Consider the following 26,729-nt stretch of genomic DNA (forward strand, 5'->3'; position numbering starts at 1 on the left):
GAAACCGGTAAGGTCAGGCCGGCGAGTAGGCCAGTCGGACGTAAATGGGAGCGAAGGCCTCGGCCTGCGTGATGTCGATCAGCGTTTCTTTCGCGAGCTCGAGCATCGCGATGAAGGTGACGATCAGCACCGGCGCACCGCGCGACACGTCGAACAGCTTTTCGAATTCCACGAAGCGCTGTCCCTGCAGGTGCCGCAGCACGATGCTCATGTGCTCGCGCACGTTGAGTTCCTCGCGCGAAATCTTGTGGTGCTGAATGAGCTTGGCGCGCTTCATGATGTCGGCCCACGCGTCGCGCAGCTCGACCACGTTCACGTCGGGGAAGCGGGGCTTGAGCGATTGCTCGATGTAGACCTGCCCCTTCCAGAAGTCGCGCCCGTAGGTCGGCATGGCGCTGATGGAGGCGGCTTGCAGCTTGGTCTGCTCGTATTCGAGCAGGCGGCGCACCAGCTCCGCGCGCGGGTCTTCGGCCTCTTCGCCTTCCGCCACCTTCTTGGGCGGCAGCAGCATGCGCGACTTGATCTCGATCAGCATCGCGGCCATCAGCAGGTACTCGGCCGCGAGCTCCAGATTGGTCTGGCGAATCTCGTCGACGTAGCTCAGGTATTGCCGCGTGAGCCCCGCCATCGGGATGTCGAGGATGTTGAAGTTCTGCTTCCTGATGAGGTAAAGCAGCAAGTCCAGCGGGCCTTCGAAGGCCTCCAGAAAAACCTGCAGCGCCTCGGGCGGGATGTACAGGTCCTTCGGCATCGCGAACAACGGCTCGCCATAGAGCCTGGCGAGCGCGACCTGGTCGACCACCTCGGGCATGCTGGCCACGAGCGTGTCGTTGTCCTCGTTGTCCTTCATTGCGCGCTTGCTATCATTTCAATAGCTGCGGGCGCGATGACGGCCAACGATGGGTGCCGGCTGGGCACCATTACTTGCTTTGGGTCTGGTAGACGTACGGCTGCTGCGGCACGCGGGCTTCGCTGTATTCCTCGAGCAAGCTGCGGTCGAGGTGTTTGTCCCACAGCAGGGCCCGGCCGGCGCGCTGTTCGGCTTCCAGCGTCGGCTTCTTTTCTTTCATCTCCTCGATGAAGCTGGTGATCTCGGAGGTGTAGTGGGGGCGGCGGAAAATGGACATAGACTGGACCTTTGTAGCGCGAATTTTACCGGGGATGGCATGAAGCGACGACAACAGTGGCGGATCGGCACGGCAGCGGCCTTGCTGGCGGTGGTTATGGGGCTTGCGGGATGCGACCCGCAGCGCATCGACGAACTGGAGGAGGGCGTGTCCACCGAGGCCGATGTGCGCGCCCGGTTCGGCGAGCCCGAGAACATCTGGGACGTGCCCAATGGCCGCGTGCTCGAGTACAACCGCCAGCCGCAGGGCCAGAAAAACTACATGATCACCATCGGCGCCGACGGCAAGATGAGCGCGCTGCGCCAGGTGCTCACGCCCGAGAACTTTGCCAAGGTGCAGCCGGGCATGATGATGGAAGACCTGCGCAAGCTGCTCGGAAAGCCTGCGAAGGTCACGCCCTACGCGCTCCGGCGCGAAACCGAATGGGAATGGCGCTGGGTCCAGCCCCCGAATTCGCCCATGGTGTTTACCGCCACGCTCAACGACGACCAGCGCGTGGTGCGCAGCGGGTCGTCGCCCGACCGGAGCACCGAGGCGAACTGAGACCTGAACGGCCTTAGCTTTCCGCTGCGTGCGGCTGGCCGCTCGTCAGCTCGTCGGCAAAGCCCGAGCGCACGATCACCTCGAGCGGCTGCGGCTGCAGCGACTCCAGGCGCAGCAGCCCGTCGCGCGCCAGCACCGCCCGGTGCAACTGGCGCAGCGCATCGACGCCGGTCGCGTCCAGGTAGATCAGGTGCGTGGCGTCGAGCACCACCGTCATGCCGCGCGGCGCGCTCTCGGCCGCGTTGACTGCCTCATCCAGCTTGGCCGCCGCGCCGAAGAACAGCGCGCCGTAGAGCCGGTAGGTGAGCACCGGCGGCTGCATCGTGACCAGCTCGACGCTGAAAAGCCCGCTCATGCGGCGGATAAAAAGCGCGCAGGCCAGCACGATGCCCACCTGCACTGCGACGGTCAGGTCGAAAACGACCGTGAGAAAGAAGGTGCCGAGCATCAGCAGCCGGTAATGGCGGCTGAAGTGCCGCAACTGGCCGGGCGTGAACTCGCGCCACTCGCCCATGTTCAGGCCCACGAACACCAGAATGCCCGCCAGCACCGCGAGCGGCACATGGCGCGCCAGCGGTGCCGCCAGCAGCACGACCACCATCAGCGTGACCGCATGCACGATGCCCGCGATAGGCGAATTGCCGCCCGAGCGAATGTTGGTCACCGTCCGCGCGATGGTGCCGGTGGCCGGCATGCCGCCGAAGAATGGCGTCACCAGGTTGGCGATGCCTTGCGCCATCAGTTCCTGGTTCGGGTCGTGGCGCGGCTGTCCGCTGATCTGGTCGGCCACCCGGGCGCACAGCAGCGACTCGATGGCGCCCAGCAGCGCGATGGTCAGCGTTGGCGTGACCAGCTGCTTGACGGTTTCCCACGAAAAATCGGGCAGCGCGAAGGCCGGTACGCCTTCGGGAATGCCGCCGAAGCGCGTACCGATGGTCTCCACCGGCAGGTCGAAGCCCCATGACACCAGCGTGAGCGTGACCAGCGCGACGATGGGCCCCGGCATGCGCGCGCCCACCTGCACCGCGCGGGTTCGCGCGATGCGCCCCGCCAGCCGCTGCACCGCGTGCCCCACCTTTGATTCGCCGCGCAGCAGCAGCGGCCAGATCACCAGCCCGGCCACGCAGGCCAGCCCCAACGCGAACGCATAAGGGTTGAAGGTACCGATCTGCAGTGCCATGGCGTGCAACTGCGAGAACACGTCGGCCGGCATCTTCTCCACCGTGAGGCCGAGCAGGTCCTTGAGCTGCGACAGGAGAATGAGCACCGCGATGCCGTTGGTGAACCCGACCACGATCGACAGCGGCACGAAGCGCACCAGCCGGCCGAGCCCGAACAGCCCCGCCGCGAACAGCAGCACGCCGGCGCAGGCGGTCGATATCAGCAGGTTCGCCAGGCCGTAGCGTTCGACGATGCCGTAGACGATCACGATGAAGGCGCCCGCCGGCCCGCCGATCTGCACCGCCGAGCCGCCCAAGAGCGAGATCAGGAAGCCCGCGATGATCGCCGTCCAGATGCCGGCTTCGGGCTTGAGCCCGGAGGCGATGGCAAATGCCATGGCCAGCGGCAGCGCCACGATGCCGACCGTGGCGCCCGCGCCCAGGTCCTTGAAGAAGCGTCCCCGGTCGTAGCCCGCCATGGCGTCCAGCAGGCGTGGGCGAAAGCGGGTGATGTTCAGCGGTGAATGCATGGGCATCCATTGTGTACCCCGCTTCCCCGGCACCGTACGCCGCCCAGCCGGGGCTGGCGGCGTCACCCGCCCGCTGATCGCTCGGCCGGGCTCAGTTGCTGTCGGGAATCACCGCGTCGGCCGCCGCACCCACGGCCTTGCCGGTGATGCGCGCGGTGCCGATGGCGGCATCGGCTGCCAGGCCCACCGCGCCGGCACCCACGCTCACGGCGGTACCTGCCACGGTCATCACCGCGCAGCCGCTCAGCATGGCCGCGAATGACAACAGAAGGATGGTGCGCTTCAGCATGGTGCGGTCCTCTCGAAAATCAGCGAACCCGCATGCCGGGCGTGGCGCCGGGCCAGGGTTCGAGCACATGGATACCCGGGTTGGTTTTTTCGTCGGCATGGCTGGCGGCCAGCACCATGCCTTCGCTGATGCCGAACTTCATCTTGCGCGGCGCCAGGTTGGCGACCAGCACCGTGAGCTTGCCCACGAGCTGCTCGGGCTGGTAGGCCGAGGCGATGCCGCTGAACACGTTGCGCGTCTTTTCTTCGCCCGCGTCGAGCGTGAGGCGCAGCAGCTTGGTCGAGCCTTCGACCTTCTCGCAGGCCACGATCTTCGCAATGCGCAGGTCGATCTTCGCAAAGTCGTCGATGGTGATGGTGGGCGCGATGGCCTCGCCGCCGGGCAGCGCACCGGCCGCGGCTTCCACGGCCGCTGCCGCCACCGGCTCGGGCGCATCGAACAGCTTGTCGACCATCTTCGCGTCGGCACGCTGCATCAGGTGCTTGTACTCGCCGATGGCATGGCCCACGGGCAGCGCCTCTGCGCCGTCGGCCCAGGTGAGCGGCGCAATCTTGAGGAAGGCCTCGACATTCACGGCAAGCGCCGGCAGCACCGGCTTCAGGTACAGCGTGAGCAGGCGGAAAGCCTCGATGCACACCGTGCACACATCGTGCAGACGCGCCTCCTGGCCTTCTTTCTTGGCGAGCTCCCAGGGCTTGTTCTGGTCGACGTACTCGTTCACCTTGTCGGCCAGTGCCATTACCTCGCGCAGCGCGCGGGCGTAGTCGCGGCCGTCGTAAAGCGAATGAAGTTGCGGCGCCGCGTCGCGCAGCGCAAACAGCAGGGCGTCGCCGTCGGCCGAAATCTCGCCCAGCTTGCCGCCGAAGCGCTTGCCGATGAAGCCCGCCGCGCGGCTCGCAATGTTGATGTACTTGCCGACCAGGTCGCTGTTGACGCGCGCCACGAAGTCTTCGGGGTTGAAGTCGATGTCTTCGTTGCGGCCGTTGAGCTTGGCCGCGATGTAGTAGCGCAGCCATTCGGGGTCGAGCCCGATCGAGAGGTACTTGAGCGGGTCGATGCCGGTGCCGCGACTCTTGCTCATTTTTTCGCCGCTCACCGTCAGGTGGCCGTGCACGTACACCGCATCGGGCGCCTTGCGGCCGCTGAAATGCAGCATCGCGGGCCAGAAGAGGGTGTGGAAGGTGATGATGTCCTTGCCGATGAAGTGCACCTGCTCCAGGTCCGGGTCGGCCATGTACTCGGTGTACGAGATGCCGTCGCCGCCGAGTTCGATGCAGCGCTTGTCGAGCAGGTTTTTCAGCGAAGCCAGGTAGCCCACGGGCGCATCGAGCCACACGTAGAAGTACTTGCCCGGCGCATCGGGAATCTCGATGCCGAAGTAGGGCGCGTCGCGGCTGATGTCCCAGTCGCCGAGGCCGCCCTTGCCTTCGTCGTCCTTGTAGAGCCACTCGCGGATCTTGTTCTGCACCTCGGATTGCACGTGGCCGGGGGCGGCGGTCCAGTCCTTCAGGTAGGCCTCGCAGCGCGGGTCCGAGAGCTTGAAGAAGAAGTGGTCCGAGCTGCGCAGCTCGGGCTTGGCGCCCGAGAGGGCCGAGTAGGGGTTGATCAGCTCGGTGGGCGCGTACACGGCGCCGCACACCTCACAGTTGTCGCCGTACTGGTCTTTTGCGTGGCAGTTGGGGCATTCGCCCTTGATGAAGCGGTCGGCCAGGAACATGCCCTTGGCCGGGTCGTAGAACTGCTCGACGCTCTTGGTGCTGATGAAGCCATTGGCGCGCAGGTCGCGGTAGATGTCCTGAGCGAGCTGGTGGTTCTCTGGCGCGTCGGTCGAGTGCCAGTTGTCGAACGAGATGTAGTAGCCGTCGAGATAGGGCTTGCGGCCCGCGGCGATCTCGGCCACGAAGGCCTGCGGCGTCACGCCGGCCTTGTCGGCCGCGATGGTGATGGCCGCGCCGTGCGCGTCGTCGGCACAGACGAAGTTGACCTCGGCGCCATTCATTCGCTGGTTCCGCACCCAGATGTCGGCCTGGATGTATTCCATCATGTGGCCGATATGGAACTTGCCGTTGGCGTATGGCAGGGCGGTGGTAACGAAGAGCTTGCGCGGGGCGGACATCGGGGAGGGCGCTTTCGGGGAGTGGCTGACTGGCTTCGGAGGCGGCCAGGGGCTGCATCCGGGAACCGGGCATTTTAGGTGGCAGCATCGCCCCATGCCGAACACCCTCGATCTCACCGCCTACATTGCCGGGTTTACCGCCTCGCCCCTTGCGCCGTGGAGCGGCCTGATGCCCTGGGAAATCACCACACGGGCCCCGGAAATCGTTCGCGGCCTGCTGGCGGCGCTGCCGGAAGGCGAATTTGCCGTGCAGGACGAGGTGGCCGTTCACCGCAGCGCCAGCGTGGAGCCCGGCGCAGTGCTGAAAGGCCCGCTGATTCTCGGCGCCCGCTGCTTCGTGGCGGCGGGCGCCTACCTGCGCGGCGGCAACTGGGTGGGCGAGCGCTGCACCATCGGGCCGGGCACGGAGCTCAAGTCTTCCTTCGTGTTTCCGAGCACGGGTATCGCGCACTTCAATTTCGTCGGCGACTCGGTGCTGGGCGCGGGCGTCAACCTGGAGGCCGGCAGCATCGTCTGCAATCACCGCAACGAGCGTGCCGCGAAGGAAATTCTGGTTCGAAGCGGCGAGGGCGGCGCATTGAAAGCGATTGGTTGCGAGAAGTTCGGCGCCCTCATCGGCGACGGCGTGCGCATCGGCGCCAACGCGGTGATTGCCCCCGGCGCACTGTTGCGGCCGGGCCTCGTGGTGGGCCGCGCCTGCCTGATCGACCACGAGCTGCCGGACCCCAAGTGACCCGAAAGCCCGCGGGGTGTCTCCCGTGCGACGTATGCTCCACCCCGCGCATTTCGCCAACGCTCCGCCCTGATATGGCGAAGAGATATACAAGATAGATACACAGAAAGCGAGTTTTCCGATGACCACCCCCATTCCCGCAACCCTGATTCCCGGCGATGGCATCGGCCCCGAAATCGTCGACGCCACGCTGGCCGCTTTCGATGCGCTGAAGGCTCCTTTCGAGTGGGACCGCCAGATTGCCGGCCTCGGCGGCGTCAAGGCCTCTGGCGATCCGCTGCCTCAGGCCACGCTGGACAGCATCCGCCGCACCCGCCTGGCGCTCAAGGGCCCGCTCGAAACACCGTCGGGCGGCGGCTACCGCTCGTCGAACGTGCGCCTGCGCGAAGAGTTCCAGCTCTACGCCAACCTGCGCCCCGCCCGCACCATCGTTCCGGGCGGCCGCTTCGACAAGATCGACCTGATGGTCGTGCGCGAAAACCTCGAGGGCCTCTACATCGGCCACGAGCACTATGTGCGCATCGACGGAGACCCGCACGCCGTGGGCATGGCCACCGGCATCAACACGCGCCAGGGCTGCCTTCGCCTGCTCGAATACGCGTTCGAGACCGCCATTGCCACGGGCCGCAAGAAGGTCACGCTGGTCCACAAGGCCAACATCATGAAGGTGCTGACCGGCCTGTTCCTGGAGACGGGCCTCGACCTGTACGAGAGAAAGTACAAGGGCAAGTTCGAGCTCGACTCGATCATCGTCGACGCCTGCGCCATGAAGCTGGTGCTCAACCCGTGGCAGTTCGACATGCTGGTGACCACCAACCTGTTCGGCGACATCCTCTCCGACCTGGTGGCCGGTCTGGTCGGCGGCCTGGGCATGGCACCGGGCGCCAACATCGGCGCCGATGCCGCGATCTTCGAGGCCGTGCACGGCTCCGCGCCCGACATCGCCGGCAAGGGCATCGCCAATCCGACCGCGCTGCTGCTGGCCGCCGCGCTGATGCTCGAGCACGTCAAGCTGCCCGACCTGGCCACGCGCCTGCGCAAGGCCATCGACGACACGCTCAACATCGACAAGGTGCGTACCGGCGACCTCGGCGGCACCGCCAACACGGCGGCGTTCACCAAGGCGCTGGTCAGCCGCATCCAGAACGGCTGAGGCGCAGGCGGCTTTCCATTACTTCATGAGAAAGCTGCTGCTCCTGCTGGCGCTTTGCGCGGCCGGCGTGGCCAGTGCGGCCGGCATGGCCAGCGCGGCAGCCGCGGCGGAAGATCCGCCGCGCTACACCGTCGTCAGGGTCGACCTGCGCACGGAACGGCTCGAGCTGTTCCTGCGCGACGACACCGGCGTCGAGTTCAAGAGCCTCGAACGTCTCGAAGCCTGGCTTGCGGGGCGCAACCGGCAGCTGCTGTTCGCGATGAATGCCGGCATGTACCACGCCGACTTCTCGCCCGTGGGCCTGCTGGTGCAGGAGGGGCGCGAGGTTTCACCGCTCAACCTGTCGGCCGGCGCGGGCAACTTCTTTCTCAAACCGAATGGCGTGTTCCTGGTGTCCGATGCCGGGCCGCGCGTGGTCGAATCGTCGGAATATCCGGCGCTTGCGAAGAGCGGTGTTCGGCTGGCGACCCAATCGGGCCCGCTGCTGCTGCGTCATGGCGCGGTGCATCCGGCCTTTATTCCCAATTCGGATTCGCGCAAGATTCGCAACGGAGTGGGCGTGTCTGGCCATACGGCAATTTTCGTGATCAGCGAGCAGCCGGTGAACTTCTACGAGTTCGCGCTCTATTTCCGCGACGTGCTGCATTGCCGCGATGCGCTCTACCTCGACGGCACCGTGTCAGCGCTGTATTCGCTTGCTTTACGGCGCAGCGATCTCACGAGGGAGCTGGGCCCGATATTCGGCGTGACCGCACCGTGAACCGGCCGTTGCCACCAATGATTTCATTCAGAATTTTCGAATCATGACCCAGGCCCTACCCATTCTTTCGCTGGTCGAAACCCGCGTGCTCGGCGTGCTGGTCGAAAAGCAGCGCACCGTGCCCGACAGCTATCCGCTCACGCTCAATTCGCTGGTTTCGGGCTGCAACCAGAAGACCAGCCGCAACCCGGTGCTCGACCTCAGCGAGGCGCAGGTGCAGGCCGCCATCGACAGCCTGAAGGGCTACAGCCTGGTGGCGGAAACCAGCGGCGGCCGGGCATTCCGCTACGAGCACAACATCGATCGTGTGCTGCGCGTTCCGTCGCAGTCGGTCATCTTGCTTACCGTGCTGATGCTGCGCGGCCCGCAAACGGCCGGCGAGCTGCGCATTGCCTGCGACCGCATGCACAACTTCGCCGACATCTCGTCGGTCGAAGGATTCCTTGACGAACTCGCGGAACGGCCGGCCGGTGCGCTGGTCGTCAAGCTCGCGCGCCTGCCCGGTGCGCGCGAAAGCCGCTGGGCGCATCTGCTGAGCGGTGCGCCGGCCGAAGAGGTCGCCGGACCTGGCGGCGCTTCGGCCGATGGAGCCTACGCGCCGCACGACGCATCGCTCGGCGAGGTTGCGGCGCTCAAGGCCAACGTGGCGCGGCTCGAGGCCGAGCTTGCGTCGCTCAAGGCGCTGTTGGGGCGGGTGTGTTCCGAACTCGGGATTTCCGAGGCGGGGTAGCGGGTGCGCCGTCAGCAGCGGCCGGTTGTGCGTTGCGCCTGAACTGCGGTATCTTGCGCAGCACATGAAACATACATGCCCGAGTTGCCGCGAGCCGGGAATCGGCGAGTTGGCCAAGCGCTGGTCGAGCCGCGGCGGCCCTGCCACTTGTGAAGCCTGCGGTGCTCTCAGCCATGTGCTGGCAAGCACTTCGAGCGGCATTTGGGCCGCGGGCGTCGTGATTCTCGTGGTGTCGCTGATCGGCGCGCTCGGCCTGCATTCTTCCCTGTTCTTCTTCAGTGGACTGGTGCTCGCCATTGCTTGCAACCTGTGGGCATGGAAGCGTGCAAAGCTGGTGCCGATCTCGAAGGAAAGTGCAGCCCGTGCGACGACCGCGAACTGGTTCGTCACGGGCATCATCGTTCTCTTCGGACTCAATTGACTCAAGTGCCAGGACATTCAACTCACTCGGCGAGCGACCCGCGCTCCGCAGCCTTCATCCAAGACGGTTTCCTTCGCGTCGACAACGCCTTCTCTCGTGAACTCGCAGAGGAGGCCCGCGCGATTCTCTGGCGGGATACCGGATGCAATCCGGACGATCCGTCGACCTGGACCAAGCCCGTTGTCAGGCTTGGCATGTACCCGCAGCGGCCTTTCGTCGAGGCCGCCAATACACCGCGCCTGCACGATGCCTTCAACCTGCTCGTCGGCCCCGGCCGATGGCAGCCGTGCCGCAGCATGGGCACCTTTCCCGTGCGCTTTCCTTCGGCCGAAGATCCAGGCGACGCCGGCTGGCACATCGACGTGAGCTTCGGGCTGGAGAACCCGGACTTCATGTCATGGCGCGCGAACGTTTACTCCAAGGGGCGGGCACTGCTGATGCTCTTCCTGTTCTCGGATGTGGGCGAGCACGACGCGCCCACGCGTATTCGCGCCGGCTCGCATGCCGATATCGCCCGCATGCTAGCGCCGGCGGGCGAGGAAGGCCTGTCGCTCGGTGAACTGGCGCGCAACGGCTTTGCCGAGTCCGCCGCGCGGCCCGAGGTGCTGGCGACGGGCGCGGCGGGCACCGTGTACCTGTGCCATCCGTTCCTCGTGCATTCGGCCCAGCCGCACCGCGGCACGCAGCCGCGCTTCATGGCGCAACCGCCATTGCTTCCCGCACAACCGTTCAATCTCGATGCGCCGCCGCAGGCGCGCTGCCCGGTCGAAGAAGCGATCGTGCGGGCGGTGAACGGCTAGCCGGGCACTACAGGCGTCATGACCGGCGCCACTTGCGCAGGCTGCTGCGCCTTGCTGGCCAGCTGCAGCAATTCGTCGACCTCCCAATGGTCGTCCGCATGCGCACCGTACTTGCAGGCCACGATGCGGCCCTCTGCATCCACAAGAAAATCCGCGGGCAGGCCGAGGATGCCGTTCTCCGCCCTTCTGTAGAAGCGTCCGGTCGTCAGCACCCACCGCAGGCCGCTCCAGAAGACGCGGGGGTTCAAGAGCGCCTTCGCGGATGTTTCGACGCCGTACGCCTTGAAGTGCTTCTTGCCGGCGTCGGCAACGCAGTCGAACGGCAGCTGCGCCTGGTACTTGAGCATTTCTTCGCGCGAGGAATGAAAGAAGACGACCTGGCGAATTCCCACCGCGGCAATTTCCGCCTGGCGCCTGCCCATGGTGAGCAGGTGGAAGTTGCACACGGGGCAGCCCGCGAACCGCCGGAACTGCAGGTGCACATGGCGCGACATCGGGTCCGGAAGATCGACCGGCTTGCCATGGATCGTGCTTGCCGCAATGACGGGGACTACATCCCCGGACGCGAGTTTCATTCGAATTTCCTTTAACGTACGATGTACGTATTTGAATATACTCGCCTCTTTCAAACTGCGTCAACATTCGCCTCCATGGGACGACCCGCCAAATTCACGCATTCGCAACTCCAGGCCGCCGCACTGGCCCTTGTCGACAGGGAAGGCCTTGCGGGGCTTTCCATGCGTGCGCTTGCCGCCGAACTCGGCACGGGCGCCATGACGCTCTACAACTACGTGAAGCAGCGCGAGGACATCGATCTGCTGGTGGTGGAGGCGGTGATCGGCGAGGCTCACTGGGCGCCCGACGCCTACCCGCAGTGGCAGGACGAAGTCCGTGCGATCGCTACCGCCTTGTGGCAGGCCGTGCGAGCGCATCCGCACGCCATTCCGCTGATCCTCACGCGCCGAAGCCGGTCGCCGGCGGTGTTCGAAGTGACCGAGGCGATGCTGCATGCGCTCGCTCGCAGCGGGCGCTCGGGGGAGGGGCTGCTCGTTGCGTTCCGCGCCGTGTCGGCGCTGATCACGGGGCTTGCGCAAGCCGAGCTGGCGGGCCCGCTGGCGCTGCAGGCCACGGAGTCGGCGGAGCTCACCATCGCGCGCTTCAGGGCCTTGCCAAAAGACCGTTTCGCGCACCTGATCGACATTGCGAACGCGGCCGCAGGCAGCACGGCCGACGGCGAATTTCACGCGAGCCTAGATCTGCTTTTGGCGGGCCTGTCCGCAAACGGCGGCGGCGGGCGCTGACCTGCCTCAGGCGGCGGCGTTCCACCCGAAGAACCGCAGCACTTCATCCTTCTGCCGCATTGCGTCGGCCCGCCCGAGCGCCATCAGCTCGCGCGTGTAGCCCGACTCGAACAGCAGGTAGCTCGCAAGCGCGCCGCCCTTCACGTCGGCCGCAACCTTGGAGCCACCGAGCAGGTGGCGCACCGCGCCGGGCAGCGCGTCGACATGGCGCGCCGCAATCACGTCGAGCCGCTCCGACGGAGAAATCACCAGCAGGTCGAGTGGGCGCAGCGAGCTCGACTTGCGGGCTTCTTCGGGAATGAGGCCGAGGGTGTGGTTGATGCGCCGCAGGCGTTCGATGTCCACCGCCAACGCGTCCAGAAAGATGCTCGACAGCGCATGGCCCGCGATCTGTGCCATCGTCGGATAGCCGCTGTAGGTGTTGGGCGCGTCGGTGTCGCGCGGCTCGTGCATGCGGCCGGCGCCAATCACCAGGATGCGCTGGGCGCCCAGGTGAATTGCCGCTGCAATGGGCGCCGACTGACGCATCGAGCCGTCGCCGAAATACTCGGTATGCCCCTGCATCGGCAGCGCCGTCGCCGGAAACACGAAGGGAATGGCCGACGAGGCCAGCAGGTGCGCGTGGCTGATGCGGTCGCGCACGGAAAGCCGCTGCGAGCGCACCCACGGTTCCATCGGCACCGCGGCCTCGAAGAAGGTGACGTGCTCGCCCGAGCTGTAGCTCGACGCGGTGACGGCCAGCGCCTGGAGGTGGCCTTCCTGCATGAGCTGCGGCAGGCGCTCGAGCGGCACCATGCGCGCCAGCAGGTCGGCCAGCGGCGCGTTATCGAGCAGGGAGCGCGGCTTGATGCGCATCCAGTTGGCCGCAAATCGCCCCAGGCCGAGCAGCATGCGCCAGCGCGTGCCGCTGCCGAGGACCGAGAGCGAATCGGCGCGGTAGACCTGCCCGGCGCGGAAGTCGCGCCAGACCTGCGCAATGTGCGCGACCGCGCCGTCGAAATCGTCGGCGCCGCAGGCCAGTGCAGCGGCGTTGATGGCGCCGGCCGAGGTGCCGGTGATCACGGGAAAGGGATTGGGCTGGCCTGCGAAGCCGGCGGTTCGCCGAATCTCGGAAATGGCTTCGAGCACGCCGACCTGATAGGCAGCCCGGGCGCCGCCGCCGGTGAGCAGGAGACCGGTGGCGGGGGGTGTCTCGGGCATCTTCTTGTTGCTGTTTTCTGTTGAAAAGGGGGCTTGCGCCCCGGGGTTCTCGGGAAATTCTGCCTTGCCGGGCCGCCGGCGTTGCCCCCAGGTGCAGGAAGGCGAAGCCGCACGAAGTGCGCGGAGGCGCCGGGCGAGCCACTAGACTACCCGCCATTCAGGAGTTAGATCAATGGCACTCACCCCAGAAGGGCTCATGGACGCGCTCAAGGCCGTCCAGGACCCGAACACCGGCAAGGATTTCGTGGCGACGCGCTCGCTCAAGAACCTGCAGATATCGGACGGCGACGTGTCGTTCGACCTCGAGCTCGGCTACCCGGCCAAGAGCCAGCATGCGGCCCTGCGCAAAGCGCTGGTGGCGGCCGCCAAGACGGTGCCGGGCGTGAGCAACGTGTCCGTCAACATCGTCACCAGGGTCATCAGCCATGCCGTGCAGCGCGGCGTGCAACTGATGCCCAACGTGAAGAACATCATTGCGGTGGCGTCCGGCAAGGGCGGCGTGGGCAAGAGCACCACGGCGGCCAACCTGGCGCTGGCGCTGGCCGCCGAAGGGGCGGCCGTCGGGCTGCTGGACGCCGACATCTACGGCCCGAGCCAGCCGATGATGCTGGGCATCGAGGGCCGGCCCGAGAGCGAAGACGGCAAGACCATGGAGCCGCTGGAGAACCACGGCGTGCAGGTCATGTCGATCGGTTTCCTGGTCGACCAGGACGAGGCCATGATCTGGCGCGGCCCCATGGCCACCCAGGCGCTGGAGCAGCTGCTGCGCCAGACCAACTGGAAAGATCTGGACTACCTGATCGTCGACATGCCGCCCGGCACCGGCGACATCCAGCTGACCCTTTCGCAACGTGTGCCGATGACCGGCGCGGTGATCGTCACCACGCCGCAGGACATCGCGCTGCTCGACGCCAAGAAGGGCATCAAGATGTTCGAGAAGGTCGGCGTGCCGATCCTGGGCATCGTGGAGAACATGGCGGTGCACATCTGCTCGAACTGCGGCCATGTCGAGCACATCTTCGGCTCCGAAGGCGGCAAGAAGATGGCCGCGCAGTACGAGATGGAATACCTGGGCGCGCTGCCGCTGGACATCAACATCCGCCTGCAGGCCGACAGCGGCAAGCCCACCGTGGTAGCCGACCCCGACGGCGAGGTGGCCGGCATCTACAAGGCCGTTGCGCGGCAAGTGGCCGTGGGCATTGCCGAGAAGGCCAAGGACTTCTCGTCGAAGTTTCCGACCATCTCGATCAGCAAGAACACCTGACGCATGGTGCGCTCGCCCAGCTTCAGTGAACGTGTGCCGGAGCAGGCGAAGTGAACCTGCTGGCTTCGATGCGCTACCTGGTGGCGCTGAGCGAGCACAAGCATTTCGGGCGCGCGGCGCAGGCCTGCCACATCACGCAGCCGGCGCTCTCCAACGCGCTGCGCTCGCTCGAAAGCGAGTTCGGCGTGGTCATCGTGAAGCGGGGGCGCGTGTACGTGGGCCTCACGCACGAGGGCGAGCGCGTGCTGGCCACCGCGCAGCGCATGCTGCGCGACAACGAGGTGCTGCTGCAGGAATTGCGCAGCGAAGAGGGCCAGCCGCGCGGGCGGCTGCGCATGGCGGCGGTGCCCACTGCCATTCCGATGCTGTCGCGCTTTGCCGCGATGCTGCACGAGTTGCACCCGGGCATCGTGCCGGCCGTGCTGTCGATGAGCTCGCAAGAGCTGGAAACAGGGCTCGAAAGCCTTTCGGTCGACCTGGCGCTCGGCTACACCGAGCGCATGCACCTGCCGGGCATCAAGCTCACGGCCTGGCCGCAGAGCGTGGAGCACTACTACCTGCTGCGGCGCGCCGAACGGCCCTCGGCCGACCGGTTGCGCATCGGCCAGCCGATGTCGTGGGCCGATGCCGGCAAGCTGCCGCTGTGCCTGCTCACGCCCGACATGCACAACCGCTCCATCATCGACCAGGCGTTGCGCGAAGCCGACACGGCCGTGGCGCCGGCCATCGAGACCAACTCGGTACTTACCCTTGCCCTGGCCGTGCTGGCGGGCACCGTGAGCAGCGTGCTGCCCGGCGCCATGGTCGCGGCCGTGCGCAGCTACCGCGAGCTGGAGGCGCTGCCGCTCGTGGGGCCGGAGGTCAAGACGCCGCTCGGTTTCATGACCCAGACCGGCGTGCGCCCCTCGCGGGCGCTCGATGCCGCCCTCGTATTCCTGCAGACGCCGGGCTGGCGGGAGCAGGTGCGGCTGCACAGCGGCGCGCTCGGCGAATAACTGGCCGGCGGGCGCGGCCGGCTCGGGCCCGGCGCACCATTTAGTTATTGAATCGATCGATGCGCCGATCGAATTTGACGGGCCCAGGGTGGCCCCACACACTCGGTCAGCCCTCAAGCATTGGGGGCAGTTCCGAGACATCGAGAAAAGGCCCAGGCAGTGAACAACCACCCAGCCACGACCCGCGAGACAACCAAGGCGGCCCCCACGCACACCATCGTGCCGCTTGCCACCGCCGACGAGATGCGCGAGCGCATCCGCCGCAAGAGCAAGCTGAAGGGCCGGCAGCCCGAGGAGGCGGCGCTGCTCGAAGTGCGCACGCTCATCGGCGCGCCCCCCGCCGAGGGCCACCGGCGCGACCTGCTCATCGAGCACCTGCACAAGCTGAACGACGCTTTCCGCTGCCTGCACGACCGCCACCTGGTGGCGTTGGCGAAGGAAATGAACATCCCCATGGCCGAGGTGTACGAGGTCGCGACCTTCTATCACCACTTCGAAGTGGTGCGCGGCGGCGACGAAGCGCCGGGCCTTACCGTGCGCGTATGCGATGGCCTGGCCTGCGAACTGGCCGGTGCCAAGGATCTGCTGGCGCGGCTGCCCGAATTGCTGGGCGTCGACGGCGACGATGTGCGCGTGATTGCGGCGCCCTGCGTCGGCCGCTGCGAGCAGGCGCCCGCGGTGGTTGTCGACCGGCAGGCCGTGCCGCTCGCGACGACTGCCAAGGTGCTGCAAGCCCTGAAGTCCGACCCCGATGAAGCCACGGTCGCGTATTTCGACGCGGCCGAGTTCGCGCTCAAAAGCGTCTCGCCGCTGCCCGGCGCCATCGAGCGCATGCCGGCGTTCACCGACTACGCCACCTACCGCGCGAACGGCGGCTATGCCCTCGCTTCAGCGCTGGTCAACGGCGAGGAAGACGCCGAGGCCATCATCAAGACGATGGAAGACTCGGGCCTGCGCGGCCTGGGCGGCGCGGGCTTTCCGGCCGGGCGCAAGTGGCGCATCGTGCGCGACCAGCCTGCGCCCCGGCTCATGGCCGTGAACATCGACGAAGGCGAGCCCGGCACCTTCAAGGACCGCACGTACCTCGAGCGCGATCCGCACCGCTTTCTCGAAGGCCTGGTGGTGGCGGCGCAAATCGTCGGCATCGAGCAGTGCTACATCTACCTGCGCGACGAATACCACGACTGCCGCGCGCTGCTGGAACGGGAGCTGGCCCGGCTTCAGGCCGATCCGCCGTGCGCGCTGCCGCGCATCGAGCTTCGGCGTGGCGCGGGCGCCTACATCTGCGGCGAAGAGTCGGCCATGATCGAAAGCATCGAAGGCAAGCGCGGCGAACCGCGCATGCGTCCGCCCTACATCGCGCAGGTGGGTCTGTTCGGCCGGCCGACGCTGGAGCACAACTTCGAAACCCTCTACTGGGTGCGCGACATCGTCGAAAAAGGCGCGGCCTGGTTCAGCGGCTTTGGCCGCAATGGCCGCAAGGGGCTGCGCAGCTTCAGCGTGAGCGGCCGGGTGAAGCACCCGGGCGTCAAGCTCGCGCCGGCCGGCATCACCGTGCAGGAGCTCATCGACGAATACTGCGGCGGCATGCTCGACGGCCACTCGCTGTATGCCTACCTGCCAGGCGGCGCGTCGGGCGGCATTCTGCCGGCGCGCATGAACGACATTCCGCTCGACTTCGACACGCTGCAGCCCTACGGCTGCTTCATCGGATCGGCCGCCGTGATGGTGCTGAGCCAGCACGACCGCGCACGCGATGCCGCGCTGAACGTGATGCGATTCTTCGAGCACGAAAGCTGCGGCCAGTGCACGCCATGCCGCGTGGGCACCGCCAAGGCCGCGGCGCTGATGCAGGCCCCCACGTGGGACAACACCACGCTCGAAGACCTCGCTCAGGTGATGGGCGACGCTTCCATTTGCGGACTCGGACAGGCGGCCCCCAACCCGATCCGCTGCATCCAGCAATATTTCCCCGAGGAGGTGGCATGAACGCCCCGTCCAAGCTCGCGGAGCTCATGCCGCAAACCATCGAATTCACGCTCGACGGCCAGCCCATCCAGGCCTTTGGCGGCGAAACCATCTACAAGGCGGCCGAGCGCCATGGCGTGGAGATTCCCCACCTGTGCTTCAAGGACGGGTACCGCGCCGACGGCAACTGCCGCGCCTGCGTGGTCGAGGTGAAGGGCGAGCGCACGCTGGCGCCCAGCTGCTGCCGCAACGTGACGGCCGGCATGGAAGTGAAGGCCACCAGCGAGCGCGCCCTCAAGAGCCAGAAGATGGTCGTCGAGATGCTGCTGTCCGACATGCCCGACCAGGGCTACAAGTGGATCGGCGACGACGCCACCCAGCAGCACGGCGAGCTCAGCGCCTGGGCCAGGAAGCTCGACATCGCGGTGCGCCCCGAACTCAAGGCCCTGCGCCGCGAGCAGCCCAAGACCGACATCTCGCACCCGGCCATGGCCGTCAACCTGGACGCCTGCATCCAATGCAACCGCTGCGTGCGCGCCTGCCGCGAAGAGCAGGTCAATGACGTCATCGGCTATGCCATGCGCGGCGCGGACAGCAAGATCGTGTTCGACCTGGACGACCCGATGGGCGACAGCACCTGCGTGGCCTGCGGTGAATGCGTGCAGGCCTGCCCCACGGGCGCGCTCATGCCCAAGAGCCACATCGGCTCGCAGGAGGTCGATCGCAAGGTCGATTCGGTGTGCCCGTTCTGCGGCGTGGGCTGCCTCGTGACCTACAACGTGAAGGACGAGAAGATCGTCAGCGTCGACGGCCGCGACGGCCCGGCCAACCACAACCGCCTGTGCGTGAAGGGCCGCTTCGGTTTCGACTACGCGCACCATCCGCAGCGCCTGACCAAGCCGCTGATCCGCAAGGCCGGCGTGCCGAAGGACTTTGGCGATACGCCGCGCCCGGACGACTGGAGCGAGTATTTCCGCGAGGCCACCTGGGAAGAAGCGCTCGCGCTCACTACCGGCAAGCTCTCGGGCCTGCGCGACACCTACGGTGCCAAGTCGCTCGCGGGCTTCGGCTCGGCCAAGGGCAGCAACGAAGAGGCCTACCTGTTCCAGAAGCTCGTGCGCACGGGCTTCGGCAGCAACAACATCGACCACTGCACGCGCCTGTGCCACGCATCGAGCGTGGCCGCGCTGCTCGAAGGCGTGGGCTCGGGTGCGGTGAGCAACCAGGTCAACGACGTGGAGCATGCGGGGCTGATCTTCGTCATCGGCTCCAACCCCACGGCCAATCACCCGGTCGCCGCCACCTGGATGAAGAACGCAGCCCAGCGCGGCGCGAAGATCGTCTTGGCCGACCCGCGCCGCACCGACATCAGCCGCCATGCCTGGCGCACGCTGCAGTTCAAGGCCGACACCGACGTGGCCATGCTCAACGCGCTCATTCATGCGGTGATCGACGAAGGCCTGGTCGACCAGGAGTTCGTGCGCACGCGCGCCAGCAACTACGAGGCACTGCGCGAGAACGTGAAGGGCTACAGCCCCGAGGCGATGGCACCCATCTGCGGCGTGCCGGCGGAAACGCTGCGCGAAGTGGCGCGCGCCTTCGCCACCGCCAAGGGCGCGATGATCCTCTGGGGCATGGGCATCAGCCAGCACGTGCACGGCACCGACAACGCGCGCTGCCTCATTGCGCTGGCCACCGTCACCGGGCAGATCGGCAAGCCCGGCTCGGGCCTGCATCCGCTGCGCGGCCAGAACAACGTGCAGGGCGCGAGCGACGCGGGGCTGATCCCGATGATGTTCCCCAACTACCAGCGCGTCGACAACCCGGCGGTGCATGCGTGGTTCGAAGACTTCTGGGGCACCTCGCTCGATGCCACGCCGGGCTACACCGTGGTCGAGATCATGCACAAGGCGCTGGCGCCCGACACCGATCCGCACAAGGTGCGCGGCATGTACATCATGGGCGAGAACCCGGCCATGAGCGACCCCGACCTGAACCATGCGCGCCATGCGCTCGCGAGCCTGGAGCACCTGGTGGTGCAGGACATCTTCATGACCGAGACCGCGTGGCTCGCCGACGTGGTGCTGCCCGCGAGCGCCTGGCCCGAGAAGACCGGCACGGTGAGCAACACCGACCGCATGGTGCAACTCGGCAAGCGTGCGCTCAACCCGCCGGGCGATGCGCGGCCCGATCTCTGGATCATCCAGCAGATCGCCAAGGGCATGGGCCTTCAGTGGAACTACGAGGGCGAAGAGTCCGGCGTGGCGGCGGTCTACGAGGAAATGCGCCAGGCCATGCATGCGGTGATCAGCGGCATCAGCTGGGAGCGGCTGCAGCGCGATTCGAGCGTGACCTACCCTTGCCTGAGCGAGGAAGACCCAGGCCAGCCGACCGTGTTCATCGACGACTTCCCGACCGCCGACGGCCGCGTGAAACTGGTGCCCGCCGACATTATTCCGGCCAACGAGCGGCCCGATGCCGAATACCCGTTCGTGCTCATTACGGGCCGCCAGCTGGAGCATTGGCACACCGGCAGCATGACGCGCCGCGCCACCGTGCTCGATGCGCTCGAGCCCATGGCCACCGCGTCGATGAACCAGGCCGATCTGGTGAAGCTGGGGCTCCAGGCCGGCGACGTGATCACCGTGCAGTCGCGGCGCGGCGAGGTGGCCATCCACGTGCGGCGCGACGACGGCACGCCGAACGGCGCGGTGTTCGTGCCCTTCGCGTACTACGAGGCGGCGGCCAACCTGATGACCAATGCCGCGCTCGATCCGCTCGGCAAGATTCCCGAGTTCAAGTACTGCGCGGTGCGCATTGCGCGAGGCGGCCAGCCGATGGCGGCGGCCGGCTACGGAACCGGGTCTGGGGTGCCGGCGGCAGTGGATTGACGCGGGCGGTGGCGGGCGGAGCGTGGGCGCGGGCATGGTTTAACCTTTGCGCCCCAGTTCCACCGCACCGCTCATCACCACCGGCATGAAAACCAGAGTCCAGTTCCGCCTGCGCATCTACAGGGACGACAGCATTGCCTTCGGCCCCGGCAAGATCGACGTGCTGGAAGCCGTGGCGGAAACCGGATCGATCTCGGCCGCAGCGCGCAAGCTGGGCATGTCGTACCGGCGCGCCTGGATGCTGATCGACGAGATGAACAACGCCCTCAGTTCCCCGGCCGTGAACACCGCGGCCGGGGGGGCGCGCGGCGGCGGCACGGCGCTCACCCCGGTGGGCGAGGAAATCGTGAAGCGCTACCGTGCCATCGAGAACGCGGCGCGCCTCGCGACGGCGAAGGACGTCCTTGCGCTGACGCGCCTGCTGGCGCCCTGATCTTCCGCAGTTTTCTCCCGTATTCCTGAACCGCCGGAGCCCTTCCAAAGGGCTCGGCGGCGGCGCATGCAACAATTGCGTTGTATCTTCATGAATACGACGCACGCCCTCATTGCCTCGACCGACTGGTCCCCTCTGGTGCTGTCGCTCAAGGTGGCCGCGGTCGCGACCCTGCTGGCGCTCGTTGCCGGCGTGGCGCTCGGCTGGGTGTTCGCGCGCAAGCGTTTTCCGGGCCGCACGGTGCTCGAAGCGGTGTTCATGCTGCCGCTGGTGCTGCCGCCCACAGTCATCGGCTACGCCATCCTGGTGGCCGCGGGGCGCCACAGCCCCCTTGGCCGCTGGCTGCGCGAGCACCTCGACTACAGCATCATCTTCAGCTGGCACGGCGCCGTCGTCGCATCTGCCGTGGTGGCGCTGCCGCTGGTGTTGAAGTCGGCCAGCGCCGCCTTCGCAGGCGTGGACCGTTCGCTCGAAGCCGCCGCCAGCACGCTGCGCCAATCGCCGTTCTCGGTTTTTTGGCGCGTCACGCTGCCGCTGGCCTGGCCTGGCATCCTGGCCGGCACGCTGCTCGCGTTCGCGCGGGCCATGGGCGAGTTCGGCGCCTCGCTCATGGTGGCGGGGTCCATTCCCAAGCAGACGCAGACTTTGTCGATGGCCATCTACGACGCCGCGCAATCCGGCAACGACGACCTGGCATTGCTGCTGGTGGCGGTGACCTCGCTGCTGTCGATCACCGTGCTGGTGCTGTCGAACCGGTTTTTCTCGCTGCGCTGAGCGGACCCTCCCCAACCCCGAAGACCACATGCGCACGCTCCGTCTCCTTTCTCTTCTCTTGGCCATGGCACTGCCGCTGGGCGCGGCGGCGCAGCAGATCACCGTGTCCGCCGCGGCCAGCCTGACGGATGCATTCAAGGAGCTGGGCCCCAGGTTCGAAGCCGCGAAGCCGGGCGCCAGGGTGCGCTTCAATTTCGCGGCCTCGGGCGTGCTGCTGCAGCAGATCGGGCAGGGCGCGCCGGTCGATGTGTTCGCGAGCGCCGACCAGGAAACCATGGACCGCGCCGCCGTGCAGAAGCTCGTCGATGCGGACACGCGCCGGAACTTCGCCGGCAACAGCCTGGTGTTGGTCGAGCCGCTCAGGGATGCGGCCGGCGTGAAATCGCTGCAGGACCTTGCCGGCGCGGGCGTCCGAAAAATCGCAATCGGCAAGACGGCCACCGTGCCGGTGGGCCGCTACACGCGGCAGGTGCTGGAGGGGGCAGGGCTCTGGAGCGTGCTCGAGCCGAAGTTCGTGCAGGCCGACAGCGTGCGCCAGGTGCTCGACTATGTGGCCCGCGGCGAGGTCGAGGCCGGGTTCGTCTACCGTACCGACGCGGCCATGGCGGGCGACAAGGTCAAGACCGCGTTCGCGCCCGCAGGCCACATGCCCGTGACCTACCCCGCCGCCGTGGTGGCCGACAGCAGGCAGAAGGCATTGGGTGCGGACTTCATCGCCTTTCTTTCCAGCGATGCCGCGCGCGAAGTCTTCGCGCGCTACGGATTCACCAGGCCATGATCGACGTCGACCTGAAGCTCACGGTCACCGACGGCACGCGCCGCTTCGACCTGGCGGCGCGCTTCGCGACCGACGTGCCTTTTGCCGCGCTGTACGGTCCCTCGGGCGCGGGCAAGACGCTCACGCTGCAGGCCATTGCGGGGCTGCTGCATCCCTCCGAGGGCCATGTGCGGCTCGACGGCCGCACGCTCTACGATTCCGCCCACCGCATCGACGTGCCGGCGCCGGCGCGGCGCATCGGCTACCTGTTCCAGAACTACGCGCTGTTTCCGCACCTGTCGGTGCGCGAAAACGTGGCTTTCGGCCTGACCGCATGGCACCGGCGCAAGCTGCCGCCGCGCGAGGCTGAAATGGTGCAGTCGCTGCTCGAAGGTTTCGGCCTCGCGGCGCTGGCCGACAGCCGGCCGCAAAAGCTCTCGGGCGGCCAGCAGCAGCGGGTGGCGCTCGCCCGCGCGCTCGCCTGCCAGCCGCAGGTACTGCTGCTCGACGAGCCCTTTGCCGCGCTCAACCCCATGCTGCGCAGCGAATTGCGCAACGAGCTGGCCCAGGTTCGCCGCCAGTGGGGCATTCCGGTGCTGATGATCACACACGACATCGAGGACGTGCTGGCCCTGGCCGATGTGGCCTTCGTCTACAACAACGGCCAGGTGGTGCGCGAGATCGATCTGCACAACGCCGAAAGCCGCGATTTCGCGCTGCGTGAAGTGGGCGGCGTGCCGGCCGCGGAAGCCACGCCGCTGCACCGAAAACTGCGCAGCCTGCTGCTGCACGGCACTTCCGGCGCTTGAGCCATTTGGCGCGGATGACCCTCGGCGCGAAAGCGGCATGCGGCGGCGCTACGATCGGCGGATGAATCCTTCCATTGACGTTGCCGTCGTGATGCGCCGCGAGCGCGTCGACAGCCGTTGGCAATCCTGGCGCTGGATTCTCGAAAGCGTCGGCCCCGACCAGCCTGGTTTCGGCACCGAGCCGCGCCTGCTCGAAGCGAGCGAGAGCGCGCAGCGCTGGCTGCACCCGGGTTTCAAGACCGAACTGTTCCGCGACGACGTCGAGGGTTACCACCTGAATGCCACGACGCCCGCGCCGTGCTGGTTTGTGCTGTGGCGCATGGAAGAAGAGCCCACCATCGCCGACGAGCCGCTGGCACGGCCGGTGGTGGTGAGCCTCAGCTACAACGAGGCCGGCCGCTGGCTCGATGCGCAGGAAACGGTCGAGCAGGTGCCCGCGCCCGAAGAGGTGATCGAGTGGATGCGCGATTTCGTGCAGGCGCACTACGTGATCGAGCCCAAGCGCCGCAAGCGGCCCGAGAGTTTCCGCCCGCTGGTCGACCGCTTCGGCAACGCGGCCAGCGTGTCGACCGAGAAAAAGCGCGGACGCGGAGCGGGCGATGCCTGAGAATTTCTTCGACCGGTGGTCGCGGCGCAAGAAGGAAGCCCGCGAAGAGGCGCCGCCCGCCGCTGCTGCGCAAGAGGCCGAAAAGCCCGCCGATGCGCTCGCCGGAACCGCCGCGCCCGTGCCCGCCGCGCCAGAGCCCCAGGCCAGCCTTCCCGCCGAAAACCAGCCCGAGATCCCCCAGCCCACGCTGGCCGACGCCCAGGCGCTCACGCCCGAGTCCGACTTCCGCCCCTTCGTCGGCAGGAACGTCGCGCCCGAGGTGAAGAACACCGCCTTCAAGAAGCTCTTTGCCGACCCGCAGTTCAACGTGATGGACGGCATGGACACTTATATAGACGACTACTCCGAGTCGACGCCGATTCCGGACAACGTGCTGCGCCAGATGGCGAGCGCCAAGTTCCTCAAGCTGTTCGACGACGAGGAGGAAGAAGAAAGAAAAGCGCAGGAAACTGCCGGAAAATCAGCGGAAACCCCGCAAGACGCTGCGCCCACGGACGTGGCACAGTCAGAGCACCCGGGAGACGCCCTCCCCAGCCAGCAGGTTGCCGATGCGCAGCCCGCAAGCCAGAAGACCGATGACCACAACGCTGATCTGCGACTGCAACCAGACGATGCCGCTCGAGCCGAAGACGCTCGGCGCGGCGCTGGCTGAGTCGCTGCCCCTTCACTCCACCCTGTGCCGCCGCGAGGCGCCCGCTTTCCAGCGCGCCATCCGTTCGGGCGACGACGTGATGGTGGCCTGCACGCAGGAGCGCAAGCTGTTCACCGAGCTGGCCGAGCAGACCGAAGGCGCGACCTCGCCGATCCGCTTCGTGAACATCCGCGAAACCGGCGGCTGGAGTCGCGACGCGAAGAACGCCAGCCCGAAGATTGCCGCCTTGCTGGCGCTGGCTCACCTGCCCGAGCCCGAGCCGGTCTCGACCGTGAGCTACGTGAGCCAGGGCCGTTTGCTCATCGTCGGCCCGCTCGACCAGGCCGAAAAGGCCGCGGCGCTGGTGGCGGATTCGCTGCAGGTCTCCATCTTTTCCACCGGCCCGGGTGCCACCGGCGGCGGGCAGGAGCGCCGCTGGCCTGTGATGGCGGGGCGCATCGGCTCGCTCACAGGCTGGCTGGGCAAGTTTTCGCTGCGCTGGACGCGCGACAACCCCATCGACCTCGACCTGTGCACGCGCTGCAACGCCTGCCTGGGCGCATGCCCCGACCAGGCGATCGGGCTCGACTACCAGATCGACCTGGCGAAATGCGGCTCGCACCGCGACTGCGAAAAAGCCTGCACCGTGGCCGGTGCCATCAACTTCAGCCGCGCGCCCGAGGCGCTCGATGCGGATTTCGACCTGGTGCTCGACCTGGGTGCCAACGCGCTGATCGACTGGCATGCGCCGCCGCAAGGCTACTTCCACCTGTCGGGCGGACTCGCGCACGCCGAGGGCTTGTCGACCCTGCTGCGCCTGCGCGAACTGGTGGGCGAGTTCGAGAAGCCCAAGTTCTTCGACTACAAGCAGAAGCTCTGCGCCCACAGCCGCAACGAAGTGGTGGGCTGCAACGCCTGCGTCGAGGTGTGCTCGGCGCATGCCATCTCCAGCGACAAGGAACGCCAGCGCATCGTCGTCAATCCGCAGCTTTGCGTGGGCTGCGGCGCCTGCACCACCGTGTGCCCGACCGGCGCGCTGGGCTACACCTACCCGCGCACGCCCGACCAGGGCCGCAAGCTGCGCACGCTGCTGTCCACCTACACGGGAGTCGGTGGCCGCGATGCCGCGGTGCTGCTGCACAACGAAGAGGGCGGGCAGGCGCTCGTCGAACAACTCGGCCGCGCGGCGCAACTGGGCCGCGGCAAGCGCGACGGCTTGGCCGGCGTGCCTGCGCATGTGCTGCCGGTGGCGCTGATGCATGTTGCCAGCACCGGCATCGACCTTTGGCTCAGCGCCATTGCCTTCGGGGGCTCGCAAGTGGCGGTGCTCTCCACCGGCGAAGAAGCTCCGCAATACATCGATGCACTGAAAAAGCAGATGGCCGTTGCACAGGCGCTGCTCACGGGCCTGGGCTACACCGGAACGCATTTCCACCTGATCGAGGCCGCCACGCCGGCCGCGCTCGATGCGGCCCTCGCCGGCCTGCGCGCCACGCGGCAGCGCGTGCCGGCTACTGCGGCGCGTTTTGCCGTCGGCGGGGAAAAGCGCGGCACGCTGGAGATGACGCTCGACCATTTGATGGCGCAAGCGCCCGTGCTTGCGGCGCCGTCGAACGAGGCGGCCGCAGCCCTCGCCCCTGCGCTTGAAATTCCGCTGCCCCCTGGTTCCCCCTTCGGCGCGATCACGGTCAACAAGGACACCTGCACGCTGTGCCTGGCCTGCGTGAGCGCCTGCCCCGCCAGCGCGCTGCAAGACAACCAGAACGCGCCGCAGCTTCGGTTCATCGAAAAGAACTGCGTGCAGTGCGGCCTGTGCGAAACCACCTGCCCCGAGAACGCGATCGCGCTCGTGCCGCGCCTCTTGGCCGCCCCCGAGCGCAAGCAGCCCGTGGTGCTCAACGAGGCCAAGCCCTGGGCCTGCATCCGCTGCAGCAAGCCATTCGGCACGCAGAAAGCCATCGAAGCGATGCTCGGCAAGCTGGCGGGCCACGCCATGTTCCAGGGCGAGGCGCTCGAGCGGCTCAAGATGTGCAGCGACTGCCGGGTCATCGACCTGTACAGCGCGCAGAACGAAATGAAGATCACCCAGCTATGAGCCAGTTTCCCCCGATGACCTCGGCGCTCGATGAGGAGATTGCACGTGCCGAGGTCTATGGCCTTCTGGCACGCCTCTGGTATGCGGCGCCCGACGCCGAGCTGCTCGGCGCCTTCAGCGTGGCACCCACGGAAGCACCGGCAGCCGGCGCTTTCCTCGAGGAACCCTGGCGGCAACTGGTCGGCACGGCGCGCGGCACCGAGGCCGCTGCGGTTCATGCCGAATACGACGCGCTGTTCGGCGGCATGGGCAAGCCCGAAATCTACCTGTTCGGCTCGCACTACCTGAGCGGCTTTCTCAACGACAAGCCGTTGGCGCAGCTGCGCACCGACCTGGCGCGGCTGGGCCTCGCGCGGGACGAGGCCGTGTCCGAAAGCGAAGACCACGTCGCCTGCCTGTTCGAGGTGATGCGCTACCTTATTGCCGGTGACGACGCGGCTGTGTCCAACCTCGCGCAGCAGCAGGCGTTTTTTGCGGCGCACCTGCAGTCCTGGCTGCCGACCTTGTGCGACGCGGTCGCGCAACATCCCAAGGCGCATTTCTATGCGTCCCTGGCGGGTTTCACCCGCGCTTTTGCCGAGGTCGAAGTCCAGGGCTTCGACATGCTCGATTAAGCTTTTTTGCTCCGTAGAAATACGATTG

At 67.0% G+C, this 26,729-nt stretch carries 27 protein-coding genes; 20 read left to right on the forward strand and 7 right to left on the reverse strand.

The window, feature by feature from the left end; translation table 11 throughout:
• Positions 1–13: 13 nt before the first annotated feature.
• Both EJI00_RS15570 and EJI00_RS15575 read right to left on the reverse strand, forming a co-directional pair.
• Positions 14–850, reverse strand: a complete 837-nt coding sequence (locus EJI00_RS15570; RefSeq protein WP_126748408.1) for a segregation and condensation protein A — start codon at positions 848–850, stop codon at positions 14–16.
• A gap of 70 nt (positions 851–920) precedes the next feature.
• Positions 921–1,127, reverse strand: coding sequence for a DUF3460 family protein (locus EJI00_RS15575; protein WP_126748409.1), 207 nt, complete (start codon positions 1,125–1,127; stop codon positions 921–923).
• Between the two features lie 39 nt (positions 1,128–1,166).
• Between EJI00_RS15575 and EJI00_RS15580 the strand changes: the two genes are divergently transcribed.
• Positions 1,167–1,670, forward strand: a complete 504-nt coding sequence (locus tag EJI00_RS15580) for an outer membrane protein assembly factor BamE (RefSeq protein WP_126748410.1) — start codon at positions 1,167–1,169, stop codon at positions 1,668–1,670.
• Positions 1,671–1,683: 13 nt separating this feature from the next.
• On the opposite strand, the gene EJI00_RS15585 is transcribed toward EJI00_RS15580, so the two are convergent.
• The 3 genes from EJI00_RS15585 to metG form a co-directional block, all read right to left on the reverse strand.
• Positions 1,684–3,360, reverse strand: a complete 1,677-nt coding sequence (locus EJI00_RS15585; RefSeq protein ID WP_126748411.1) for a SulP family inorganic anion transporter — start codon at positions 3,358–3,360, stop codon at positions 1,684–1,686.
• Between the two features lie 91 nt (positions 3,361–3,451).
• The gene (locus EJI00_RS15590) at positions 3,452–3,649 is read right to left on the reverse strand and encodes a hypothetical protein (protein WP_126748412.1); all 198 of its coding nucleotides are present in this window, start codon (positions 3,647–3,649) and stop codon (positions 3,452–3,454) included.
• A gap of 19 nt (positions 3,650–3,668) precedes the next feature.
• Entirely contained in the window at positions 3,669–5,765 is a 2,097-nt protein-coding gene (gene metG / locus EJI00_RS15595) for a methionine--tRNA ligase (protein WP_126748413.1), read from the reverse strand.
• A 94-nt stretch (positions 5,766–5,859) separates the two neighbouring features.
• On the opposite strand from metG, the gene EJI00_RS15600 reads away from it, so the two are divergent.
• The 6 genes from EJI00_RS15600 (at position 5,860) to EJI00_RS15625 (ending at position 10,362) form a co-directional block, all read left to right on the forward strand.
• Entirely contained in the window at positions 5,860–6,498 is a 639-nt protein-coding gene (locus EJI00_RS15600; RefSeq protein ID WP_126748414.1) for an LpxA family transferase, read from the forward strand.
• 121 nt (positions 6,499–6,619) lie between these two features.
• Complete coding sequence (locus EJI00_RS15605) at positions 6,620–7,651, forward strand: isocitrate/isopropylmalate dehydrogenase family protein (protein WP_126748415.1); 1,032 nt, start codon at positions 6,620–6,622, stop codon at positions 7,649–7,651.
• A gap of 25 nt (positions 7,652–7,676) precedes the next feature.
• On the forward strand, positions 7,677–8,411 hold the full coding sequence (locus EJI00_RS15610) for a phosphodiester glycosidase family protein (protein WP_126748416.1): 735 nt from the start codon (positions 7,677–7,679) through the stop codon (positions 8,409–8,411).
• Positions 8,412–8,454: 43 nt separating this feature from the next.
• Positions 8,455–9,141 carry a YceH family protein gene (locus EJI00_RS15615; RefSeq protein ID WP_126748417.1) on the forward strand — a complete coding sequence of 229 codons (687 nt, stop codon included), beginning with the start codon at positions 8,455–8,457 and terminating at the stop codon, positions 9,139–9,141.
• A 64-nt stretch (positions 9,142–9,205) separates the two neighbouring features.
• The gene (locus EJI00_RS15620; protein ID WP_148110637.1) at positions 9,206–9,562 is read left to right on the forward strand and encodes a hypothetical protein; all 357 of its coding nucleotides are present in this window, start codon (positions 9,206–9,208) and stop codon (positions 9,560–9,562) included.
• A 194-nt stretch (positions 9,563–9,756) separates the two neighbouring features.
• Positions 9,757–10,362 (forward strand): phytanoyl-CoA dioxygenase family protein, encoded by a 606-nt coding sequence (locus EJI00_RS15625; RefSeq protein WP_260590740.1) that lies wholly within the window; start codon positions 9,757–9,759, stop codon positions 10,360–10,362.
• Here the strand turns inward: EJI00_RS15625 and EJI00_RS15630 are convergent.
• Positions 10,359–10,937, reverse strand: coding sequence for a redoxin domain-containing protein (locus tag EJI00_RS15630; RefSeq protein WP_126748420.1), 579 nt, complete (start codon positions 10,935–10,937; stop codon positions 10,359–10,361). The genes EJI00_RS15625 and EJI00_RS15630 overlap by 4 nt on opposite strands.
• A 75-nt stretch (positions 10,938–11,012) precedes the next feature.
• On the opposite strand from EJI00_RS15630, the gene EJI00_RS15635 reads away from it, so the two are divergent.
• A complete protein-coding gene (locus EJI00_RS15635; protein ID WP_126748421.1) occupies positions 11,013–11,663 on the forward strand; it encodes a TetR/AcrR family transcriptional regulator in 651 nt (216 codons plus the stop codon).
• A gap of 6 nt (positions 11,664–11,669) precedes the next feature.
• Here EJI00_RS15635 and EJI00_RS15640 read toward each other — a convergent pair whose 3' ends face one another.
• Entirely contained in the window at positions 11,670–12,863 is a 1,194-nt protein-coding gene (locus tag EJI00_RS15640) for a patatin-like phospholipase family protein (RefSeq protein WP_126748422.1), read from the reverse strand.
• A gap of 172 nt (positions 12,864–13,035) precedes the next feature.
• Between EJI00_RS15640 and apbC the strand changes: the two genes are divergently transcribed.
• The 12 genes from apbC to EJI00_RS15700 all read left to right on the forward strand — a co-directional run bounded on the left by apbC (position 13,036) and on the right by EJI00_RS15700 (position 26,701).
• Entirely contained in the window at positions 13,036–14,127 is a 1,092-nt protein-coding gene (gene apbC, locus EJI00_RS15645) for an iron-sulfur cluster carrier protein ApbC (RefSeq protein ID WP_126748423.1), read from the forward strand.
• A gap of 50 nt (positions 14,128–14,177) precedes the next feature.
• Complete coding sequence (locus tag EJI00_RS15650) at positions 14,178–15,122, forward strand: LysR substrate-binding domain-containing protein (protein WP_126748424.1); 945 nt, start codon at positions 14,178–14,180, stop codon at positions 15,120–15,122.
• A 243-nt stretch (positions 15,123–15,365) separates the two neighbouring features.
• Positions 15,366–17,111 (forward strand): NAD(P)H-dependent oxidoreductase subunit E, encoded by a 1,746-nt coding sequence (locus EJI00_RS15655; RefSeq protein ID WP_185868150.1) that lies wholly within the window; start codon positions 15,366–15,368, stop codon positions 17,109–17,111.
• Complete coding sequence (fdhF, locus tag EJI00_RS15660) at positions 17,108–19,981, forward strand: formate dehydrogenase subunit alpha (protein ID WP_126748426.1); 2,874 nt, start codon at positions 17,108–17,110, stop codon at positions 19,979–19,981. The genes EJI00_RS15655 and fdhF overlap by 4 nt, the downstream gene beginning before the upstream one ends.
• 85 nt (positions 19,982–20,066) lie before the next feature.
• The gene (locus EJI00_RS15665) at positions 20,067–20,414 is read left to right on the forward strand and encodes a winged helix-turn-helix domain-containing protein (RefSeq protein WP_126748427.1); all 348 of its coding nucleotides are present in this window, start codon (positions 20,067–20,069) and stop codon (positions 20,412–20,414) included.
• Positions 20,415–20,504: 90 nt separating this feature from the next.
• On the forward strand, positions 20,505–21,188 hold the full coding sequence (modB, locus tag EJI00_RS15670; RefSeq protein WP_126748428.1) for a molybdate ABC transporter permease subunit: 684 nt from the start codon (positions 20,505–20,507) through the stop codon (positions 21,186–21,188).
• A 28-nt stretch (positions 21,189–21,216) separates the two neighbouring features.
• Complete coding sequence (gene modA, locus EJI00_RS15675) at positions 21,217–21,966, forward strand: molybdate ABC transporter substrate-binding protein (RefSeq protein WP_126748429.1); 750 nt, start codon at positions 21,217–21,219, stop codon at positions 21,964–21,966.
• Positions 21,963–22,754 carry an ABC transporter ATP-binding protein gene (locus EJI00_RS15680; RefSeq protein WP_126748430.1) on the forward strand — a complete coding sequence of 264 codons (792 nt, stop codon included), beginning with the start codon at positions 21,963–21,965 and terminating at the stop codon, positions 22,752–22,754. The genes modA and EJI00_RS15680 overlap by 4 nt, the downstream gene beginning before the upstream one ends.
• Positions 22,755–22,791: 37 nt before the next feature.
• Positions 22,792–23,361, forward strand: coding sequence for a DUF3305 domain-containing protein (locus EJI00_RS15685; protein WP_126748431.1), 570 nt, complete (start codon positions 22,792–22,794; stop codon positions 23,359–23,361).
• Complete coding sequence (locus EJI00_RS15690; RefSeq protein ID WP_126748432.1) at positions 23,354–24,013, forward strand: DUF3306 domain-containing protein; 660 nt, start codon at positions 23,354–23,356, stop codon at positions 24,011–24,013. Before EJI00_RS15685 ends, EJI00_RS15690 begins: the two co-directional genes overlap by 8 nt.
• Positions 23,937–26,087, forward strand: a complete 2,151-nt coding sequence (locus tag EJI00_RS15695; RefSeq protein ID WP_185868146.1) for a 4Fe-4S dicluster domain-containing protein — start codon at positions 23,937–23,939, stop codon at positions 26,085–26,087. Before EJI00_RS15690 ends, EJI00_RS15695 begins: the two co-directional genes overlap by 77 nt.
• Positions 26,084–26,701, forward strand: a complete 618-nt coding sequence (locus EJI00_RS15700; protein WP_126748433.1) for a molecular chaperone — start codon at positions 26,084–26,086, stop codon at positions 26,699–26,701. The genes EJI00_RS15695 and EJI00_RS15700 overlap by 4 nt, the downstream gene beginning before the upstream one ends.
• The last annotated feature ends 28 nt before the right edge of the window (positions 26,702–26,729 follow it).

This window comes from Variovorax sp. DXTD-1, from assembly GCF_003984625.1.
Taxonomy (GTDB): Bacteria; Pseudomonadota; Gammaproteobacteria; order Burkholderiales; family Burkholderiaceae_C; genus Variovorax.

Bases quoted from the DNA above. Each gene is read 5' to 3' on its own strand.
- EJI00_RS15620 (WP_148110637.1), top strand. From the start codon at position 9,206: ATGAAACATACATGCCCGAGTTGCCGCGAGCCGGGAATCGGCGAGTTG.
- EJI00_RS15680 (WP_126748430.1), top strand. From the start codon at position 21,963: ATGATCGACGTCGACCTGAAGCTCACGGTCACCGACGGCACGCGCCGC.
- EJI00_RS15640 (WP_126748422.1), bottom strand. From the start codon at position 12,863: ATGCCCGAGACACCCCCCGCCACCGGTCTCCTGCTCACCGGCGGCGGC.
- metG (WP_126748413.1), bottom strand. From the start codon at position 5,765: ATGTCCGCCCCGCGCAAGCTCTTCGTTACCACCGCCCTGCCATACGCC.
- EJI00_RS15630 (WP_126748420.1), bottom strand. From the start codon at position 10,937: ATGAAACTCGCGTCCGGGGATGTAGTCCCCGTCATTGCGGCAAGCACG.
- EJI00_RS15605 (WP_126748415.1), top strand. From the start codon at position 6,620: ATGACCACCCCCATTCCCGCAACCCTGATTCCCGGCGATGGCATCGGC.
- fdhF (WP_126748426.1), top strand. From the start codon at position 17,108: ATGAACGCCCCGTCCAAGCTCGCGGAGCTCATGCCGCAAACCATCGAA.
- EJI00_RS15600 (WP_126748414.1), top strand. From the start codon at position 5,860: ATGCCGAACACCCTCGATCTCACCGCCTACATTGCCGGGTTTACCGCC.
- EJI00_RS15575 (WP_126748409.1), bottom strand. From the start codon at position 1,127: ATGTCCATTTTCCGCCGCCCCCACTACACCTCCGAGATCACCAGCTTC.
- EJI00_RS15625 (WP_260590740.1), top strand. From the start codon at position 9,757: ATGTACCCGCAGCGGCCTTTCGTCGAGGCCGCCAATACACCGCGCCTG.
- EJI00_RS15635 (WP_126748421.1), top strand. From the start codon at position 11,013: ATGGGACGACCCGCCAAATTCACGCATTCGCAACTCCAGGCCGCCGCA.
- apbC (WP_126748423.1), top strand. From the start codon at position 13,036: ATGGCACTCACCCCAGAAGGGCTCATGGACGCGCTCAAGGCCGTCCAG.
- EJI00_RS15665 (WP_126748427.1), top strand. From the start codon at position 20,067: ATGAAAACCAGAGTCCAGTTCCGCCTGCGCATCTACAGGGACGACAGC.
- EJI00_RS15690 (WP_126748432.1), top strand. From the start codon at position 23,354: ATGCCTGAGAATTTCTTCGACCGGTGGTCGCGGCGCAAGAAGGAAGCC.
- EJI00_RS15685 (WP_126748431.1), top strand. From the start codon at position 22,792: ATGCGGCGGCGCTACGATCGGCGGATGAATCCTTCCATTGACGTTGCC.
- modB (WP_126748428.1), top strand. From the start codon at position 20,505: ATGAATACGACGCACGCCCTCATTGCCTCGACCGACTGGTCCCCTCTG.
- EJI00_RS15615 (WP_126748417.1), top strand. From the start codon at position 8,455: ATGACCCAGGCCCTACCCATTCTTTCGCTGGTCGAAACCCGCGTGCTC.
- EJI00_RS15585 (WP_126748411.1), bottom strand. From the start codon at position 3,360: ATGCATTCACCGCTGAACATCACCCGCTTTCGCCCACGCCTGCTGGAC.
- EJI00_RS15580 (WP_126748410.1), top strand. From the start codon at position 1,167: ATGAAGCGACGACAACAGTGGCGGATCGGCACGGCAGCGGCCTTGCTG.
- EJI00_RS15610 (WP_126748416.1), top strand. From the start codon at position 7,677: ATGAGAAAGCTGCTGCTCCTGCTGGCGCTTTGCGCGGCCGGCGTGGCC.
- EJI00_RS15695 (WP_185868146.1), top strand. From the start codon at position 23,937: ATGACCACAACGCTGATCTGCGACTGCAACCAGACGATGCCGCTCGAG.
- EJI00_RS15570 (WP_126748408.1), bottom strand. From the start codon at position 850: ATGAAGGACAACGAGGACAACGACACGCTCGTGGCCAGCATGCCCGAG.
- modA (WP_126748429.1), top strand. From the start codon at position 21,217: ATGCGCACGCTCCGTCTCCTTTCTCTTCTCTTGGCCATGGCACTGCCG.
- EJI00_RS15655 (WP_185868150.1), top strand. From the start codon at position 15,366: ATGCGCGAGCGCATCCGCCGCAAGAGCAAGCTGAAGGGCCGGCAGCCC.
- EJI00_RS15590 (WP_126748412.1), bottom strand. From the start codon at position 3,649: ATGCTGAAGCGCACCATCCTTCTGTTGTCATTCGCGGCCATGCTGAGC.
- EJI00_RS15700 (WP_126748433.1), top strand. From the start codon at position 26,084: ATGAGCCAGTTTCCCCCGATGACCTCGGCGCTCGATGAGGAGATTGCA.